Source organism: Nocardioides immobilis (genome assembly GCF_003515065.1).
Lineage (GTDB): Bacteria > Actinomycetota > Actinomycetes > Propionibacteriales > Nocardioidaceae > Nocardioides > Nocardioides immobilis.
In genome coordinates this window covers 19,942-35,910 of sequence record NZ_QXGH01000040.1, presented here as the reverse complement: position 1 = coordinate 35,910, position 15,969 = coordinate 19,942, and the positions used below count along the sequence as shown (strand labels likewise).

General features: G+C 66.2%; 16 protein-coding genes. 4 read left to right on the top strand and 12 right to left on the bottom strand.

The annotated features are described in order from the left end of the window. Positions 1 to 6: 6 nt before the first annotated feature. The 5 genes from fabG to D0Z08_RS27890 are packed head-to-tail and all read right to left on the bottom strand — an operon-like array spanning position 7 to position 5,333. Complete coding sequence (fabG, locus tag D0Z08_RS27910; RefSeq protein ID WP_118928570.1) at positions 7 to 792, bottom strand: 3-oxoacyl-ACP reductase FabG; 786 nt, start codon at positions 790 to 792, stop codon at positions 7 to 9. Continuing rightward, positions 792 to 1,949: an acyl-CoA dehydrogenase family protein gene (locus D0Z08_RS27905; RefSeq protein ID WP_118928569.1), complete on the bottom strand. Its 1,158-nt coding sequence runs from the start codon at positions 1,947 to 1,949 to the stop codon at positions 792 to 794. The genes fabG and D0Z08_RS27905 overlap by 1 nt, the downstream gene beginning before the upstream one ends. Then, complete coding sequence (locus D0Z08_RS27900; RefSeq protein ID WP_118928568.1) at positions 1,946 to 3,895, bottom strand: AMP-binding protein; 1,950 nt, start codon at positions 3,893 to 3,895, stop codon at positions 1,946 to 1,948. Before D0Z08_RS27900 ends, D0Z08_RS27905 begins: the two co-directional genes overlap by 4 nt. Before the next feature lie 35 nt (positions 3,896 to 3,930). Further along, positions 3,931 to 4,404, bottom strand: coding sequence for a MaoC family dehydratase (locus D0Z08_RS27895; RefSeq protein ID WP_118928567.1), 474 nt, complete (start codon positions 4,402 to 4,404; stop codon positions 3,931 to 3,933). A gap of 17 nt (positions 4,405 to 4,421) precedes the next feature. Then, complete coding sequence (locus tag D0Z08_RS27890; protein ID WP_220454407.1) at positions 4,422 to 5,333, bottom strand: HpcH/HpaI aldolase/citrate lyase family protein; 912 nt, start codon at positions 5,331 to 5,333, stop codon at positions 4,422 to 4,424. Positions 5,334 to 5,483: 150 nt separating this feature from the next. Here D0Z08_RS27890 and D0Z08_RS27885 point away from each other — a divergent pair, with 150 nt between their 5' ends. The 3 genes from D0Z08_RS27885 to D0Z08_RS27875 are packed head-to-tail and all read left to right on the top strand — an operon-like array spanning position 5,484 to position 8,756. Continuing rightward, the gene (locus D0Z08_RS27885; protein WP_118928566.1) at positions 5,484 to 6,659 is read left to right on the top strand and encodes a CaiB/BaiF CoA transferase family protein; all 1,176 of its coding nucleotides are present in this window, start codon (positions 5,484 to 5,486) and stop codon (positions 6,657 to 6,659) included. Between the two features lie 45 nt (positions 6,660 to 6,704). Then, on the top strand, positions 6,705 to 7,904 hold the full coding sequence (locus D0Z08_RS27880) for an acyl-CoA dehydrogenase family protein (protein ID WP_118928565.1): 1,200 nt from the start codon (positions 6,705 to 6,707) through the stop codon (positions 7,902 to 7,904). Positions 7,905 to 7,964: 60 nt separating this feature from the next. Next, positions 7,965 to 8,756 carry an SDR family oxidoreductase gene (locus tag D0Z08_RS27875; RefSeq protein ID WP_425454077.1) on the top strand — a complete coding sequence of 264 codons (792 nt, stop codon included), beginning with the start codon at positions 7,965 to 7,967 and terminating at the stop codon, positions 8,754 to 8,756. Between the two features lie 32 nt (positions 8,757 to 8,788). Here the strand turns inward: D0Z08_RS27875 and D0Z08_RS27870 are convergent, their stop codons facing one another. From D0Z08_RS27870 to D0Z08_RS27845, 6 genes are all read right to left on the bottom strand, one after another. After that, positions 8,789 to 9,676, bottom strand: a complete 888-nt coding sequence (locus D0Z08_RS27870) for a TIGR03620 family F420-dependent LLM class oxidoreductase (protein WP_220454406.1) — start codon at positions 9,674 to 9,676, stop codon at positions 8,789 to 8,791. Between the two features lie 50 nt (positions 9,677 to 9,726). After that, positions 9,727 to 10,587, bottom strand: a complete 861-nt coding sequence (locus D0Z08_RS27865) for a TIGR03619 family F420-dependent LLM class oxidoreductase (RefSeq protein ID WP_182481520.1) — start codon at positions 10,585 to 10,587, stop codon at positions 9,727 to 9,729. 13 nt (positions 10,588 to 10,600) lie between these two features. Then, positions 10,601 to 11,344 carry an SDR family NAD(P)-dependent oxidoreductase gene (locus tag D0Z08_RS27860; protein WP_182481519.1) on the bottom strand — a complete coding sequence of 248 codons (744 nt, stop codon included), beginning with the start codon at positions 11,342 to 11,344 and terminating at the stop codon, positions 10,601 to 10,603. A gap of 5 nt (positions 11,345 to 11,349) precedes the next feature. Next, positions 11,350 to 12,114 (bottom strand): SDR family NAD(P)-dependent oxidoreductase, encoded by a 765-nt coding sequence (locus D0Z08_RS27855; protein WP_118928561.1) that lies wholly within the window; start codon positions 12,112 to 12,114, stop codon positions 11,350 to 11,352. Between the two features lie 107 nt (positions 12,115 to 12,221). After that, on the bottom strand, positions 12,222 to 12,989 hold the full coding sequence (locus D0Z08_RS27850; protein WP_118928560.1) for an SDR family NAD(P)-dependent oxidoreductase: 768 nt from the start codon (positions 12,987 to 12,989) through the stop codon (positions 12,222 to 12,224). A 75-nt stretch (positions 12,990 to 13,064) separates the two neighbouring features. After that, entirely contained in the window at positions 13,065 to 14,036 is a 972-nt protein-coding gene (locus D0Z08_RS27845) for an NAD-dependent epimerase/dehydratase family protein (RefSeq protein ID WP_118928559.1), read from the bottom strand. Between the two features lie 128 nt (positions 14,037 to 14,164). Between D0Z08_RS27845 and D0Z08_RS27840 the strand changes: the two genes are divergently transcribed. Then, positions 14,165 to 15,010 (top strand): NAD(P)H-binding protein, encoded by an 846-nt coding sequence (locus tag D0Z08_RS27840; RefSeq protein ID WP_118928558.1) that lies wholly within the window; start codon positions 14,165 to 14,167, stop codon positions 15,008 to 15,010. Positions 15,011 to 15,028: 18 nt separating this feature from the next. Here D0Z08_RS27840 and D0Z08_RS27835 read toward each other — a convergent pair whose 3' ends face one another. Next, complete coding sequence (locus tag D0Z08_RS27835; protein ID WP_220454405.1) at positions 15,029 to 15,847, bottom strand: LLM class F420-dependent oxidoreductase; 819 nt, start codon at positions 15,845 to 15,847, stop codon at positions 15,029 to 15,031. Between the last annotated feature and the right edge of the window lie 122 nt (positions 15,848 to 15,969).

Below are 15,969 nucleotides of genomic sequence, written 5' to 3'. Positions count from 1 at the left end.
TGCTGGTCAGATTCCCCGGCCGCCGGTGACCTCGAGCACCGCGCCGTTGACGTATGACGCCAAGGGCGATGCGAGGAACAACACCGCGCTGGCGACTTCGTCCGGCTCGCCGGCACGGCCCATCGGGACCTCCGCCTCCTTCGCGGCAAAGATCTCGGGCTTCATCGAGAGGGTCATCTCGGTCCGCACCAAGCCGGGTTGCACGGCGTTGACCCGGACGCCGGACGGTCCGAGCTCCTTGGCGGAGGCCTTGGTCAGCCCGATGAGCCCCGCTTTGGCGGCGCTGTAGTTGGTCTGACCGGGGTTGCCGATCTTGCCCGAGAGCGAGGACATGTTGACGATCGCGCCGCTCTTCTGCTCCCGAAACAGAGTGGAGACCGCCCGCGTCCCCAACCAGGCGCCCTTCAGGCTGACGTCCAACACGGACTCGAAGTCGTCCACGCTCATCTTGGCCATGTACCGGTCCCGCGTGATCCCGGCGTTGTTCACTAGGACGTCGATCCGCCCGAAGGCCTCCAGGGCGGCTGCGACGAGCGCGTACATGTCCTCCTCGCTGGTGACGTCGCACCGCTGACCCGCGACGGGCAGGCCAGCATCGGTCCGCTCCTTGACGACCGCGTCGACCTTCGCCTCATCCACGTCCACCACCATCACGCTGGCGCCGTGAGCAAGGAACGTGTCCGCGATGGCCAGGCCGATCCCCTGCGCGGCACCGGTCACGACCGCGACCTGTCCGTCCAGGAGACCCTGCCCAGGGTCGAACGCGCTGCCCTGCTCGCTGAGCTGCTCCATCAGTACGACTTCGGGAGGCCGAGGATCTTGTCGCTCACATAGTTGAGCACCATGCCCTGGGAGATCGGCGCGATCTTGAGCAGACGCGACTCACGCCACAGGCGCTCGACGTGATACTCCTTCGCGTAGGAATAGCCGCCCAGTGTCTGCATCGCCCGGTCGCACGCGTCGAACCCTGCCTCGGCGCCGAGGAACTTCGCCGCGTTGGCCTCCGGGCCGCAGGGCTCGTGGTTGTCGAAGAGTTCGGCGGCCTTCATCGCGATCTGCTCCGCGGCCTGCAGGCGGATCCATGAGTCGGCCAGGGGGTGGGCAACGGCCTGGTTCTTGCCAATAGGGCGGTCGAAGATAACCCGGTCCTTCGCGTACTGGACGGCGATGTCCAGCGCCGCCCGGCCGAGACCGATCTGCTCCATCGAGACACAGATGCGCTCGGGGTTGAGACCGTCCAGCAAGTAGTAGAAGCCCTTGCCGACCTCGCCGACGACGTCCTCGTCACCGATCTCCAGGTTGTCGATGAAGAGCTCGTTGGAGTCGATGCAGGAGCGGCCGAGCTTCTCGATCTCCCGCACGGTGATCTTGGTGCGGTCGAGGTCGGTGAAGAACAGGGTCATCCCGGCGAAGGGCTTCTCCGGGTCGCGTGGGGAGGTGCGGGTCAGCAGCAGGATCCGGTGGGCGTTCTGCGCGTTGGTGATCCACACCTTGTTGCCGTTGACGACCCACTTGTCGCCAACCCGCTCAGCCTTGGTGGTGATGCGGGAGGTGTCGACACCGGCGTCCGCCTCAGTGACACCGAAGGCCATGAGCAGCTCGCCGGCGGCGATCTTCGGGAGGTACTTCTTCTTCATCTCCTCCGAGCCGTGTCGGATCACGGGGCCGGGCGGGAAGATGTAGAAGTGGATGGCCGAGGCGCCACCGGTGCCACCGGCGTAGCCGATCTCGTGGAGCATCACCGCGGACTCGGTCAGGCCCAGGCCCAGGCCGCCGTACTCCTCAGGAATCATCGCGCCGAGCCAGCCCCCGTCGGCAAAAGCCTTGACGAACTCCCAGGGATACTCGTGGTCCTTGTCCTTCTGCCGCCAGTAGTCCAGGTCGAACTTGCGGGCGAGATCACGGGTGGTCTTGCGGATGAGCTCGAGGTCGGCTGCGTCGGTGGTCATCGGTCTCCTACTTCCTGGATGGTGGGGATGTCTTCGAGCGGGGTTGTCGGCTCGAGAGCTGACATGTCCCCGGCGGGCTGACCGAGGTGCCTGGCCCGGATGGCGCGGCGCATGATCTTTCCGTTCTTGGTTTTGGGCAGGCTGCGCACCAGGTGCAGGCTCGGTGCGAAGGATTTGCCGACGTTGTGCAGCGCCTGGGCCCGCACGTCGTCGATCTCGGCGTCTTCGCGGACGACCGCGAAGGCAACCACGCGCTGTCCGCGCATCTCGTCCGGTACGCCGATCACGGCTGCCTCTAGGACGCGGGAGTCACGCAGGAGACCTGCCTCGATCTCCGCCGGTCCGACCCGGCGGCCCGACACCTTGATGGTGTCGTCCGAGCGACCATGGAGATGCCAGGTGCCGTCTGCCTCGACGCTGGCCAGGTCACCATGCACCCAGGTGCTGTCGAACTGGCGCCAGTAGGTCTCGAGGTAGCGCTCGGTGTCCTGCCAGAAGGCGTGTGTCATGCCGGGCCACGTGTTGAGCACCGCGAGCTCGCCCACCTGACCGACCACGGGCTCGCCAGCCTGGTCGAGGACCGCGACGTCCATGCCGGGCAGGGGGCCGTTGAATCCGCCGGCGGCCATCGGGAGGAACGGGTAGCTGACGAGGATCCCGCCTCCGGTCTCCGTGCCACCGCTGTAGTTGACGATCGGTCGAGTCCGGCCGCCCACCTCGGAGAAGAGCCAGTGCCAGGTCGGCGTGTCCCAGGCTTCGCCGGTGGAAGCGAAAGAGCGCACGGACGAGATGTCGTGCTGAGAAGCTCCGCCACCCTCGTTCATCAGCAGCCGCGCCGCCGTCGGCGCGAGCCCCTGGAAGGTGACACGGTGCCGCTCGACGATCTTCCAGAGCCGCTGCGGATCGGGGTGGTGTGGCAGCCCCTCGACGAGGACGATCGTGGCGCCCAGTTGGAGCCCACCCATGATGAGCAGTGGGCCGAGCATCCAGCCCATGTCCGCGATCCAGGCGATGACGTCGTCCTCGTCAATATCGAAGCCGTAGGCGAAGTCGACCGCCGCCTTGACCGAGAACCCGGCGTGCGAATGCACGATGCCCTTGGGCGCTCCGGTGGTCCCTGAGGTGTAGATGATGGTGAGCGGGTCGTTGCTTCCCATCGCCACGGTCTGCACCGGTGTGGGTTCGGGATCGAGGTCGTGCCAATAGACATCCCGTTCGGGGTGCATCGGCACGTCGTCGCCTGAATGCGCGACCACGACGCAGACGCGCATCGATGCCCCGACCATGGCCTCGTCCGCCACCCCCTTGAGGTTGACCCGCTTGCCACGACGCGTGGTGCCGTCCGCGGTGACGAGGATCGTGGCTTCCGACTCACGGAGCCGGGTCGCCAGCGCCTCCGGGCCGTAGCCGGTAAAAGCCGGCACCGAGATCGCGCCGACGGCAGCGCAGGCCAGGAAGGCCACGACCGCCTCCGGCACGACCGGGAGAAAGAGCACCACTCGGTCGCCCTGCCGAACCCCCAGCGCGACGAGGTTCGCGGCGAATCGTCGTACCTCATGGTCCAGGTCGCGGTAGGTCAACCACCGCTGCTGGCCTTCGTCGCCCTCGAAGACCACGGCCTGCTTGTCCGCCAGCGGCCCGTCCGCGTGGCGGTGGCAGCACAGGTCGGCGGCGTTCAGCCGCCCACCCGTGAACCACTGCGGCAGCGGCTTGCCGGCGCTCTCGTCCCGCACCTTGTCGAAGGGCTCGCGGAAGTCGACTCCCAAGTCCTCCACGACCGCACGCCAGAACCACTCGGGCTCGTCGACTGAGGCCGCGTGCAGTGACTCGACGCTGTCGTGCCCCCACCGCTCCATCGCGGCGAGGAGTCGGCTGCGTCGGCGTTCCGTCTCGCCCGGCGCCCACGCAGGGGCGTCGGGTGCGGCGAACAGGCCAGGGCCTTGCATCAGGGGTTCCCTTCGGGCGCGCGGCGGACGAGTCGTCAGACGCTGGCGGGCTCGTCCACCGTCGAGCGCTTGAGCATCAGCCCAGCGCGGGCGGCGTCGCACACGATCTCGTCGCGCTGGTTGATGCCGTAGTGGCGGAAGTAGACGATCCCGGAGTCGTCGCGGCTCTGGGACTCGCGCTTCGAGACGATCTCGGTGCGCACCCGGATGGTGTCGCCGTGGAAGACGGGTTTGGGGAACTTGACCTCCTGGAAGCCAAGGTTGCCCAATGTCGTGCCCTGCGTGGTGTCGGGCACGGTGATGCCGGTGACCAGACCGAGGATGTAGAGGCTGTTGACCAGGCGCTCGCCGTAGATGCTGTCCTTGGAGTACTCGGCGTCCAGGTGCAGCGGGGCCAGGTTGAGGGTCATCGAGCAGAAAAGGATGTTGTCCGTCTCGGTGACCGTGCGCCGCGTGGCGTGGTCGATCACGAGACCGGGCTCGAGCTCCTCGAAGTACAGGCCGGGCATGATTGGTGTCCTCTCGTTCAGTTCTTGTCGAAGTTCGCGGCGTAGGCGAGTACGTCGCGTGCGGTCTTGATGTGGGCGTAGTCGACGTGCATTCCCTCGTAGACGACCGCCGCCGCGCCCCCTGCCACCGCCTCGTCAAAAGCGGTGATCATCCCGGAGTAGAAGTCGATCTCGAACTCCGACGGGCTGAACACCTCGTTCGCCACGTCGACGTGCGACGGGTGGATCAGCACCTGTCCACGGAAGCCGAGCGCGCGGTTCTGCTCGGAGAAGCGCCTGGCGCCGTCCGGATCGGCGAGGTCCTGCCAGACACCGACGAGGGGGAACTCGAGTCCGGCGGCCCGCGCGGCGAGAACTGCGCGGCTGCGGAGATAGAGCGTCTCCTCCCCGCCGGGTGAGAACTGGAAGCCGATGGAGCGCGACACGTCGGCGTCGCGGGCCGTGCCGGCGAAGAGCGTCGCGACCCGCGGCGAGGCCACGGCAATCTGCTCGCACGTCGCATAGGCCTCGGCGGTCTCGAGGTTGCAGATGAACTCGATGGAACCCGGCTCCACGCCGTTCTTGAGCTCGAAGTGGGTCACCAGCGCGTCGTAGCGGATGATGTCCTCGGGCCCGAAGGTCTTGGGAAGGCTGAGTCCGTCGAGGCCGGGGACCACTACCGCCTCGATGTCATCGCCGGTCAGACCCGTGTCGAGAGCGTTGACGCGGACATAGATACCGGCCTCCGTGCGACTCTCGGAAAGACGGGCCAAGGAGCGGGCCACCTCGGCTCGCGCGTCGGACTTCAGGTCCTCGGGGACGGAGTCCTCCAAGTCCATGATCAGGCCGTCAACCCCCGTGGCAATGGCCTTCTCGACCCACGCGCCGCGGTGGCCGGGAACGAACAGAACAGAACGAAGTGGTTTCACCATCGCCTCCTTGAAGCGCAACCATACACGATATATTAAACAGAGCAATGGCTTTGTCGCAGGCGCGCGCCGCGGCGGCGCAGCCCTAGCCACTACCTACATATATTGTGTACGATAGGTGAGGAGCTGTAGAACGCCGCCACCCACCAAGCGCTGAACGAGGTCTCACAGATGCAGTACAAGCCCCTCCAGGACATCAGGATCCTTGAGATCGGCGGGTACATCTCCGCGCCGTACGGTGCTTCCTTGCTGTCCGGTCTCGGCGCCGAGGTGGTCAAGGTGGAGAAGCCTCACGGCGGGGACGACTTCCGCCGAGGCCAAGACACCGCGAGCAAGTACTGGGTGCAATACAACGTCGGGAAGCGGAGCCTGGCGGTCGACTTGAAGCACCCCGATGGCGTCAGACTGATCAAGGACCTCGTGCCCCGCTTCGATGTCGTGATGGAGAACATGAGGCCCGGCAAGATGGCCGCACTCGGGCTGGGCCGCGATGACCTCGCCGCGCTCAACCCCACGCTCGTGTACTCGTCCGTCACCGGCTTCGGAAACGGCGGCCCCCTGGCTGACCGGCCTGCCTACGACACGATCGGACAGGCCGTCGGTGGGTTGTACTCAGTACTCGGAAACGCCGATCACGCCCAGCTGGCAGGCACCTGCATCGCCGACCTGATCACCGGTCTGACCAACGCAGCAGGCGTGCTCGCCGCCCTGGTCGGTCGTGGCCGGACGGGTTCGGGGCAGCTGGTGGAGACCTCGCTCATGGAGGCCGTCAGCACCCTCACCATCGACGCCTTGAGCCAGTACTACGACGACGGCAAGAAGAACCCGAGCCGCCAGAGCCGCCATCCGCAGGCACAGAACTTCTGCCTCAAGACCGCGACCGGAGAGGACATTGCCATCCACCTCTCGTCGTCGCAGAAGTTCTGGTGGGCATTCTGTGAGGCCATGGGCCGTACCGACCTCACCGAGGACTCACGATTCACGACGTACGACCTGCGCACCGACCACTACTTCGAGCTCGTCGAGATCGTCGAGCGCGAGTTCATCTCCAAGCCCGCTGCCTTGTGGGAGCAGCTGCTCACCGAGAACGACATCCCGTTCGCACCCGTGCTGACCATGGGAGGCTTCGTCAACCATCCGCAGACCGAGTGGCTGCACCTGGTTGAGCCGGAGCACGACGGGCTGGGCGTCCTCCGCCCGCCGTGGCGGTTCAATGGTGCCCGGCCCGAACGATCTGGTCCGGCGCCCAGGGTCGGGCAGGACTCGCGTTCGTTGGCCGAAGAGGTCTACGACGCCGCACGCGTCGCGGCCTTGGTCGCCGACGGCGTCATCGTCACCGACGACTGAGCCGAGCGCACTCCACACGGCACCACTCTACGAAAGGCAAACCTTGTGGCTCGTCTCGCCAGCACCGACGGCCTGACCGAGGACCAGACCGAGATCCTCAAGGCCGTCCGGGTGTTCGTCGACGAGCAGATCATCCCGGTTGCCCAGGAGCTCGAGCACGCCGACGAGTACCCCACCGACATCGTCGAGGGCCTCAAGGAGCTCGGCGTCTTCGGCCTGATGATCCCTGAGGAGTACGGCGGCCTCGGCGAGTCGCTCCTCACCTACGCCCTGTGCGTCGAGGAGATCGCCCGCGGCTGGATGAGCGTGTCGGGCGTCATCAACACCCACTTCATCGTGGCCTACATGGTGATGCAGCACGGCACCGAGGAGCAGAAGCAGAAGTACCTGCCCCAGATGGCCAGCGGCGAGATGCGCGGCGCGTTCTCGATGTCCGAGCCGGGCCTCGGCTCCGACGTCTCCGCGGTCTCCACCAAGGCGGTCCAGCAGGACGACGGCAGCTACAAGATCACCGGCTCGAAGATGTGGCTGACCAACGGCGCCCAGTCGCGCCTGGTCGCGACGCTGTGCAAGACCGACGACGGCAACGACTCGGTCTACAAGAACATGACGACCTTCCTCATCGAGAAGGAAGCCGGCTTCGGCGAGACCGCCCCCGGCCTGACCATCCCCGGCAAGATCGACAAGATGGGCTACAAGGGCGTCGAGACGACCGAGATGGTCCTCGACGGTCACGTGGTCCGCGCCGACCAGGTCCTGGGCGGGGAGACCGGCAAGGGCTTCTACCAGATGATGGACGGCGTCGAGGTCGGCCGCGTCAACGTCGCCGCCCGCGCCTGCGGCCTGGCCTGGCGGGGCTTCGAGCTCGGCGTCGCCTACGCCCAGCAGCGCCACACCTTCGGCAAGCCGATCGCCGCCCACCAGGCCATCCTCTTCCGCATCGCGGAGATGGCCACCAAGGTCGAGGTCGCCCACACCATGATGGTGAAGGCCGCCCGGATGAAGGACAGCGGCGAGCGGATGGACGTCGAGGCCGGCATGGCCAAGATGGTCGCCTCGGAGTACGCCCACGAGGTCGTCGAGGACTCCTTCCGGATCCACGGCGGCTACGGCTACTCCAAGGAGTACGAGATCGAGCGGCTCTACCGCGAGGTCGCCTTCATGCTCATCGGCGAGGGCACCACCGACATCCAGAAGATGATCATCGGCCGCGCGATGCTCGAGGACTACAAGCTCAAGAGCTGACCCGGCTGGGGCGGTCCTCCTACGTTCGACAAGCGAAGCCACCGGAAGAAGGAACACGACGTGACTAGTGACATCACCATCGAGCGCCTGTTCGACGTCGCCGGGAAGACTGTGCTGGTCACCGGCGGCAGTCGGGGCATCGGCCGCTCGATCGCCGAGGGCTTCGTCAAAGCCGGTGCCCGGGTCTACATCTGCGCCCGCAACGCCGAGGTTGCCGACAAGGCCGCGCACGACCTGGCCGCGTACGGCGAGTGCCACGCCATGACCGCCAACCTCGCCACGGTCGAGGGTTGCCGAACATTCGCGGCCGAGTTCGCCGTGCGCGTCGACCGGCTCGACGTGCTGATCAACAACGCGGGGGCCATCTGGGCAGAGACACTGACCGAGTATCCGGAATCCGGATGGGACAAGGTGTTTGACATCAACACCAAGGGACCCTTCTTCCTGATCCAAGCCCTCCTTCCCCTCATCGAGGAAGCCGCAAGTCACCACGATCCTGCGCGCATCATCAACGTCGGATCGATCAACGCGATCCGCGTGCCCGACCACGAGACGTACGCCTACAGCGCGTCCAAGGCCGCCGTCCACCAGCTCAGCCGACATCTCGCCAAGCAGCTGGCGGCGAAGTCGGTGACGGTCAATGTCATTGCGCCCGGCATGTTCGAGAGCAAGATGCTCACGGCCACGCTGGAGGAGAAGGGCGCCGACGTCGTGCTCGGTCCGGTGCCGCTCAAGCGTTTCGCCGGCCCCTCGGACATGGCGGGCGCCGCCATCTTCCTGGCATCGCCCGCTGGGTCATACGTCACCGGTGCCATCTTGCCCGTCGACGGCGGCACCGCGACCACCCTGTGACCTCGCCGGCTCGGCCCCGGTAGCGGCCACGTTCAGATGATGGTTGCCAGCTCGCGCCACTCCTCGAGCGGCACCTGGCCCGAGCGTGGTCGCAGTGCGTAGAGCGCAACGTGGTCGGCTCCAGAAGCGATGTGCTCCTCCACGCGCTGAGCGACGTCGGAGATCGATCCCCAGGCGAAGAGCCGGTCGATCAATGCGTCGCTACCGCCGTCAGCGAGGTCGGCCTCGGTGAAGCCCTGGTTCAGCAGGCTCCTGCGGTAGTTGGGATAGCCCAGTCGGGACTTGATCTCGCCGCGCAGGACTGTGCGAGCTGCTTCGGCATCCGTCTCCAGCAGCACACCCAGCTCGGGCGCCAGGATGCGACCCGGTCCGAGGACGTCCCGAGCAGCCTTGGTCTGTTCGGGCGTCACCAGGAACGGGTGAGCACCTTGCGCGTGGTCCCGAGCCAGGTCGAGCATGGCAGGCCCGAGCGCGGCGAGCACGCGCGGCGGCGGTGCCGGGGGGTGTGGGAGGACGCCCGCGGGCTGGATGTCCATGCTCCGCAGGTAGTGGCCCATTGCAGTGAGGGGCTTGGTGTCGAAGTCGTGGCCGCGAGCCGTGATCTGACCCTCGTGGCTGACCCCGAGTCCGAGGAGGAATCGGTAGGGGAACGACTCGCACAACATTCGCTGCGCGGAGGCGAGTCCTGCCGCGTCCCGGGCCCAGATCGATGCCACACCGGTTGCGGCGACAATGCGGTCGGTCCAGCTCAGCGTCAGCGCAGCGTTGGTCAGCGCCTCTCGCCCCGTAGCGCTCTCGCCTTGCCACAAGGCGCCGTATCCCAGCCCCTCGATCTCCTGGAGCGTGTCCCTGAGCTCGGCCGCCTTCAACCCGTTGAGCTGATTCGTCCAGATGCCGATTCGTCCGAGGTCCATCTCCATCGCCATCTCCTTCGTTTCTCTCGGGCTGTCTGCTGTCGTTGCGATCCAGCTCACGTGTTGCGCACCAGTTCTTTGCCGATCCGCTCGATCCGCTCGACGACGGTGGACACGCCGTTGTAGGCGGCCGAGCCGACGTCAAGGATCAGGCGATCGATACCAGCCGCCTCGAAGCCCTCGGCCTCATCAGGCGTGATGTCGTACGGAGCGCGTGTCGTGAACTCGAAGGGGTGATCCATGCGGTCGTACCTCTCCCGCTCCTCCTGGATCGTCCGCACGATCGGAACGACCTCGGCCAGGGACAGGTCGTGGCCGTACCATCCGTCGCCGTGACGGGCAGCGCGCCGGTATGCGAACCTCGACATCCCAGCGACAAAGATCGGCAGGCTCTTCTGGATCGGTTTGGGGGCGAAGGTGACCGGAGGGAGCTGGAAGTGCTTGCCCTCGAACTGCGGGTGAGGATCGTTCCACAGCGTTCGGAGTACGGCGATGGCCTCGTCTGTCCTCCCCCCGCGGGTCTTCCAGTCGACACCCAAGATGTCGAACTCTTCCTTCAGCCAGCCCACACCGACGGCCATCATGATTCGGCCGTTGCTGACGATGTCCGCAGTCGCGAGCACCCGCGCCAACTGGTAGGGGACGTGCAGGGCGATCAGATTGACACCCATGCAGAAGCGGATGTTCTCCGTCTTGGCCGCGAGATACGCCGCAAGTGTGTTCGGGTCGAGCATCGCGAAGCGTTCCATGCCCGGGGGAAGTGCCCGCGCGTAGTACGGATCGATCGAGCGGATCGTGCGAGGACTCAACACGTGCTCGCCTCGCCACATCGACTCCAACCCGGCGCTATCAGCGGCCTGGGCGATCGTGAGGATGTCATCCATCCCGACGTCCGAGTAGCGGATTCCGAACTTCATCTCGTCCTCCTCCTCATCCGGCCGACCAGCCGCCGTCCGCGACGATCTCGGTACCCGTGATGTAGCTGGCATCGTCCGACGCGAGGAACAACGACGCGTGCGCGATCTCGCGCGGATCCGCAGACCTCCCGAGGGGGACCACCGACGAGATCGCGCCTGCGTCCGGTGTTGCCGAGCCCGCGAAGAGAGTGTCGATCGCGCCGGGATTGACTGCGTTGACCCGCACACCGCGACCGACGTACTCCAAAGCCGTCGACCGGGTCATGATCAGCACCCCACCTTTCGACGCGTGGTAAGCGACCGCATCGGGAGTCGCCAGATGCGCATAGACAGAGCAGATGTTGACGATCGATGAGTTGCCGAACTCGACCAAGGCAGGCAACGCCGCTCTCATGCCGAGCCACTGCCCCTCGAGGTTGACGCTCAACACATGGCGAAACGTCTCCTGAGTCACGTCCTGCGTGCCGTCCGCGCTGAAGATCGCCGCGTTGTTGACCAAGGTCGTCAGTCGGCCGTGCAGGTTGACCGCGAGGTCGACCGCTGCGGCCCAGTCATCGGCCTGCGTGACGTCGAGCTTGAGGAACTGGACGTGGAGTCCACGTTCACCGAGCCGATCCGCGAGTGCCGCACCCTCGTCAACGAGGACGTCACCGAAGACGACAGCGCCACCTTCCTCGGCAAACAGCTCGACGTGCGCAGCGCCGAGCCCCCGCGCCCCGCCCGAGATCAGTGCGACCTTGCCCTCGAGCCTGCCCACGTGGGTCAGTCCTGCTCGGTCGGGAGGATCAGCATGTCGGCAATCGTGGTCCGGTGTGAGCGTGTCACCATGTAGGCGATGCCGTCGGCGATGTCCTCGGCCTCGAGCTTCTCGACCCGGGCATCGAAGGCGTCAGTCATCTCCTTGCGGACCTCGGCCGAGTTGTGCGAGACGAGCTCGGTCGCCACGGCGCCTGGCTCGAGCAGGCCGACCCGGACATGTCGCCGCGTCACCTCTTGGCGCAGCGCCTCGCTGAACGCGTGCACACCGAACTTGGTGGTGTTGTAGGCCGCGTACCCCCTCCAAGCCAGACGACCAGCGATCGAGCCGACGTTCACGATGTCGGCTACCTCGCGGAGGCCATCCTCCGCCGCAGCGAGCAAGTGGGGCAGCGCCGCGTGCGTGGCGTACATCAGGCCCTGCACGTTGATGGCCAACATGCGGTCCCACTCATCGGTGTCGGCCCCGACGACCGGACCCAGCAGCATGAGACCCGCGTTGTTGACCAGGATGTCGAGACGGCCGTAGTGGTCGACCGCCTCTTGGATGGCACGCGAGGCGTGCTCTCGAACCGCCAGGTCCGCCTCGATGGCCAACGCGGCACCGCCGGCTTCGCCGATCTGGGCGACCAGTGCATCCAGCCGCTCGCGACGCCGGGCGACCAAGACGACCGCGGCGCCGTGCTCCGACAGCCGTCGAGCGGTGGCAGCACCGATGCCGCTGCTCGCGCCTGTGACGACAGCGACGGTGCCGGCCAGCTTGTTGTCCATCACGAGCGCCTCTTCCCTAGAGAGGTGGCCTGGCGACTCACCCGTTGTCAAACATAATGCATGATGCGTGAGATGGCCAGAGTGAGGACAGCCGGGCCCCACAGGCGTCAGTGGGCGACGAACCCGCCGTCCACGGGCAACGCCACCCCTAGGACGAAGCTCGCCGCCGAGCTCGACAGCCACAGGACGGATCCAGCGACCTCCTCAGGCGTGCCCAACCGGCCGATGGGCTGCTCGCGCATGGTCTCCTCGATCAGCTCGGGGTGATGCTGGGCGATGTCGACGTTCATCGGGGTAGCGACCACGCCCGGGCACACGGCGTTGACCCGGATGCCCCGCCCCGCATAGTCCAGCGCGGCGCTCTTGGTCAGCCCGACGACGCCGTGCTTGGCGGCGACGTAGGACCCGCGCTGGGCCGCCCCCACGAGCCCGGCCAGCGATGAGATGTTGACGATCGACCCGCTGCCTTGCTCCGCCATCTGCAGCAGCTCGTGCTTCATGCAGGTCCACACGCCTCGTAGGTTGATCGCAGTCGTGAGGTCGAAGCTCTCCCCCGACTCGGCCGCAACGTCACCGGTGAAACCGAGGATCCCTGCGTTGTTGACGGCCATGTCGAGTCGGCCATAGGTCGAGACCGTCTGCTCGACCATGGCCGCCGCCTGCACCTCGTCCGAGACGTCACAGAGCAGCGCCGTCACCTCGCGCCCAGCGGCCTTCATGTCCCCCGAGGCCGCAGCAAGAGCCTCCTCGTTGATGTCGGCCAGCACCACGGCGGCGCCGGCGTCGGCGAATCCGCGTGCCGTCGCCAGGCCGATGCCAGAGCTGGCGCCGGTTACTAGCGCCACCTGGTTCGCGAAGTCATAGGTCGCTGTCATCGTTCCACTCCTGGATCTTCGTGCTGGCGGTCGGACAGGTGCGAGATCCGGGCGATGTCGACGACGCTCCGGACCTCAGTCATGCATCGAGCTCGTGGTAGCGATCCGTCCGTGGTCAACGAGCCATCGCACGGCCTCCTTGACCGCCTCCTCCGGTGCGTACGCCGGCCGATAGCCGAGCAGCCGCTCTGCCTTCGCGATCGAGACGTGGTGGCTCCGGATCAGGTGGTCCCAGCTCGCCTCGGCGAATTCCGCGGTTGTAGCTGCACCGAACTCTTCCCAGCTCACCGACCGGAGCTCTACCGCCTGGCCGAACCACCCGGCTGCGAGCTCGGCAAGGCCGCGCACCGTCAGCGCGGAAGCTGCTGCGACGTGGAACGACTCGCCAGCCGCCGCATCGCGATGCTCAACCGCGAGGGAGAACGCCTGCGCCACGTCGTCGGCGTGGACGTGGGCCATCATCTCGGCACCGAGTCCCGGAATATCAAGGACCTGGCCGGCTGCGAGTCGCTCCCAAACTGTGTGATCCGTGTTGCCGACAGCGTTGATGACTGCCCAGCCGGGTCCGCTGATGTGGCCAGGATGCAACGATGTCGTCACCATCCCTCCGCTTGCCGTCTCGTGGCTGAGCATCGAGGCGATCCTCGCCTTCTCGATTCCGTACTGGCCGAACGGGGCCGACTCGTTCGACTCGAGGATCGGCGCGCGCAGGCTGGGGCCGTGGATCCATACCGATCCGCAGTGAACCAAGTGATCAATATGACCTCGGAGGCCCTCGACCAGGGCAACAGCGGAGTCGAGCGTGAAGCACAGCAGGTCGATGACGACCTCGGGCTCGAGATCCTTCACCAACCCTGCAAAGGTGCCCTCCGCATCACGGTCCTCGCGATCGACCGTGACCTGCTCCACGACCTCCCAAGCCGGGTCCTCGACATATGGACGGCGAGAGCCACGACTCAGGCTGACGACGTCGTGCCCGCGCCGCACGAGGCGTGGAACCAAGTAGCTCCCGATGTGGCCCGTCCCGCCGATCAGAACGACACGCATGGGCGACCTCCGCTATTTGGCGTGCGAGCATCTCGCATCGACCTAAACATAATGTACGATACGTCAGAACACGACCTTTCGAGATTGCCAGACTCGCCAAGGCCCGGCCCGCTGGGAGGGCAACCCGCATGCGAAGCGAAAACTTTCTAGTCGTGGGTGCGCACGGGAACGTGGGCTCCGAGGTGGTGGCAGCACTGCTGGCTCGCGGCCACCACGTGGTCGCCCCCGTTCGTCGACCAGGGAGGAGCCTCCCACCCGGGGCGACGAGCATCGTCGCTGATATCGCGGACCCGACGACGCTGGGCATTGACCTGGCTGCGATCCAGGGGATGTTCGTGATGGCTGGCCATCGCGGGCTCACGCGTCTCTTGCGGCTGGCACGGGAGCACAACGTCCGGCATGCCGTGCTCCTCTCGGCGGCAGCAGCGGAACATCGCACGCACGACAACGCCCTCACGTCCTATCACCTGCGCGCGGAAGAAGCTGTCGCGGAGTCAGGATTGAACTGGACGTTTCTCAGGCCGCAGAGCTTCTGCAGCAATGCGCTGCGCTGGGTTCCAGAGATCAACTCGGGCGGGGACGTGCGGCTGCCGTTCCCAGACCTGGCAGTGGCATGTGTCGATCCGCGCGACCTCGGTGAGATCGCTGCACTGGCCCTGACGGAGCCAGGACATGCCGGCAACGCCTATCGAGTGACTGGTCCGGAAGCCCTTCTGCCTGCAGAGCAGCTCGCCACGGTGTCCACCCAGACCGGTATTCCACTCCGCGGGGTCCCGCTCAACGACCAGGACACTCGCGCACACCTGCTCCGCGACAATCCTGAGCCGATCGTGAACGCATTCTTCGCTCTTTACCGCCGCGGCGGGCTCGATGAGTCTATGCTCACCCGCACGGTCTCCGACCTCCTGGGCCGAGCACCGGGGTCGTTCGCCGATTGGGTCACCCGGCATCGTGAGCGCTTCACGCACGGGTGACGACCTCGGTGTCCGTCCTCAGTCCAACAGACGAGCGAAGCTGTCGAGGTCAGCCCTTGCGGCATCGGTCGATTCCTGGCTCAGGGTCAGCACGACCCGGTCCACGCCACCGGCGCGGAGCTCGTCCAGCGCGGCGAGGGACGGCTCCGGCCCGTAGATCGTCACGGGCAGATGCCCACGCCCTGCCTCCTCGCACATCCGTCGGAACTCCGCGATCTGCTCGATCAGTTGAGGTCGAGCTGCGGGGTCGTTCCCGACCGGGAACCATCCCTCGCCGGCCTCGATGACACGCCTGAGCGTGTTGGCCGTGTTGCCACCGATGAACAGTGGGAAGGGTCTCTGCAGCGGCTTCGGCCAGGACCAGATCGGATCAAAGTCGACGAAGTCGCCGTGGTACTCGGCTTCGTCCTCGGTCCAGATCTCGCGCATCGCCAGAACGCGTTCCCTCAACACCTTGAAGCGGCTCGATGGGATCGTGCCGTGATTGGCGATCTCCTCCGGAATCCAGCCGGCGCCCACCCCGCACATGAGCCGGCCGCCCGAGATGCGATCAAGGCTCGCAAGCGCCTTCGCGGTGGCGATGGGCTCGCGCTGAACGATCAACAGGATGCCGAATCCGAGACGAATCCGTGAGGTTGCCATAGCGGCCGCGGTCAGCCCGACGAAAGGGTCGAGCGTGCGGGCATAGAACTCTGCGAGGTCGCCACCGGCCGGCGAATTCGGAGCACGGTGGACGGGAATGTGAGTGTGCTCGGTCAGCCACAGAGACTCGAACCCACGCCGTTCGATCTCGCGAGCGAGATCCACGACACCGATGGTCTGATCGGTCGGGAACACAGAGATCCCTATATCCATCGAGCTCCCCATCCTGTGATTGAGATCGACCAACGGAGGATGCCCACGCCATCGGCCTGATCGTAGTTGATCTATCATATATTGCATGTCCTCCGCGCGGTGCT

Coding starts and splice junctions, on each gene's coding strand:
- D0Z08_RS27840 (WP_118928558.1), top strand. CDS start 14,165: ATGCGAAGCGAAAACTTTCTAGTCGTGGGTGCGCACGGGAACGTGGGC.
- D0Z08_RS27870 (WP_220454406.1), bottom strand. CDS start 9,676: ATGGAGATGGACCTCGGACGAATCGGCATCTGGACGAATCAGCTCAAC.
- D0Z08_RS27895 (WP_118928567.1), bottom strand. CDS start 4,404: ATGCCCGGCCTGTACTTCGAGGAGCTCGAGCCCGGTCTCGTGATCGAC.
- D0Z08_RS27845 (WP_118928559.1), bottom strand. CDS start 14,036: ATGCGTGTCGTTCTGATCGGCGGGACGGGCCACATCGGGAGCTACTTG.
- D0Z08_RS27905 (WP_118928569.1), bottom strand. CDS start 1,949: ATGACCACCGACGCAGCCGACCTCGAGCTCATCCGCAAGACCACCCGT.
- D0Z08_RS27900 (WP_118928568.1), bottom strand. CDS start 3,895: ATGCAAGGCCCTGGCCTGTTCGCCGCACCCGACGCCCCTGCGTGGGCG.
- D0Z08_RS27885 (WP_118928566.1), top strand. CDS start 5,484: ATGCAGTACAAGCCCCTCCAGGACATCAGGATCCTTGAGATCGGCGGG.
- D0Z08_RS27850 (WP_118928560.1), bottom strand. CDS start 12,989: ATGACAGCGACCTATGACTTCGCGAACCAGGTGGCGCTAGTAACCGGC.
- fabG (WP_118928570.1), bottom strand. CDS start 792: ATGGAGCAGCTCAGCGAGCAGGGCAGCGCGTTCGACCCTGGGCAGGGT.
- D0Z08_RS27855 (WP_118928561.1), bottom strand. CDS start 12,114: ATGGACAACAAGCTGGCCGGCACCGTCGCTGTCGTCACAGGCGCGAGC.
- D0Z08_RS27865 (WP_182481520.1), bottom strand. CDS start 10,587: ATGAAGTTCGGAATCCGCTACTCGGACGTCGGGATGGATGACATCCTC.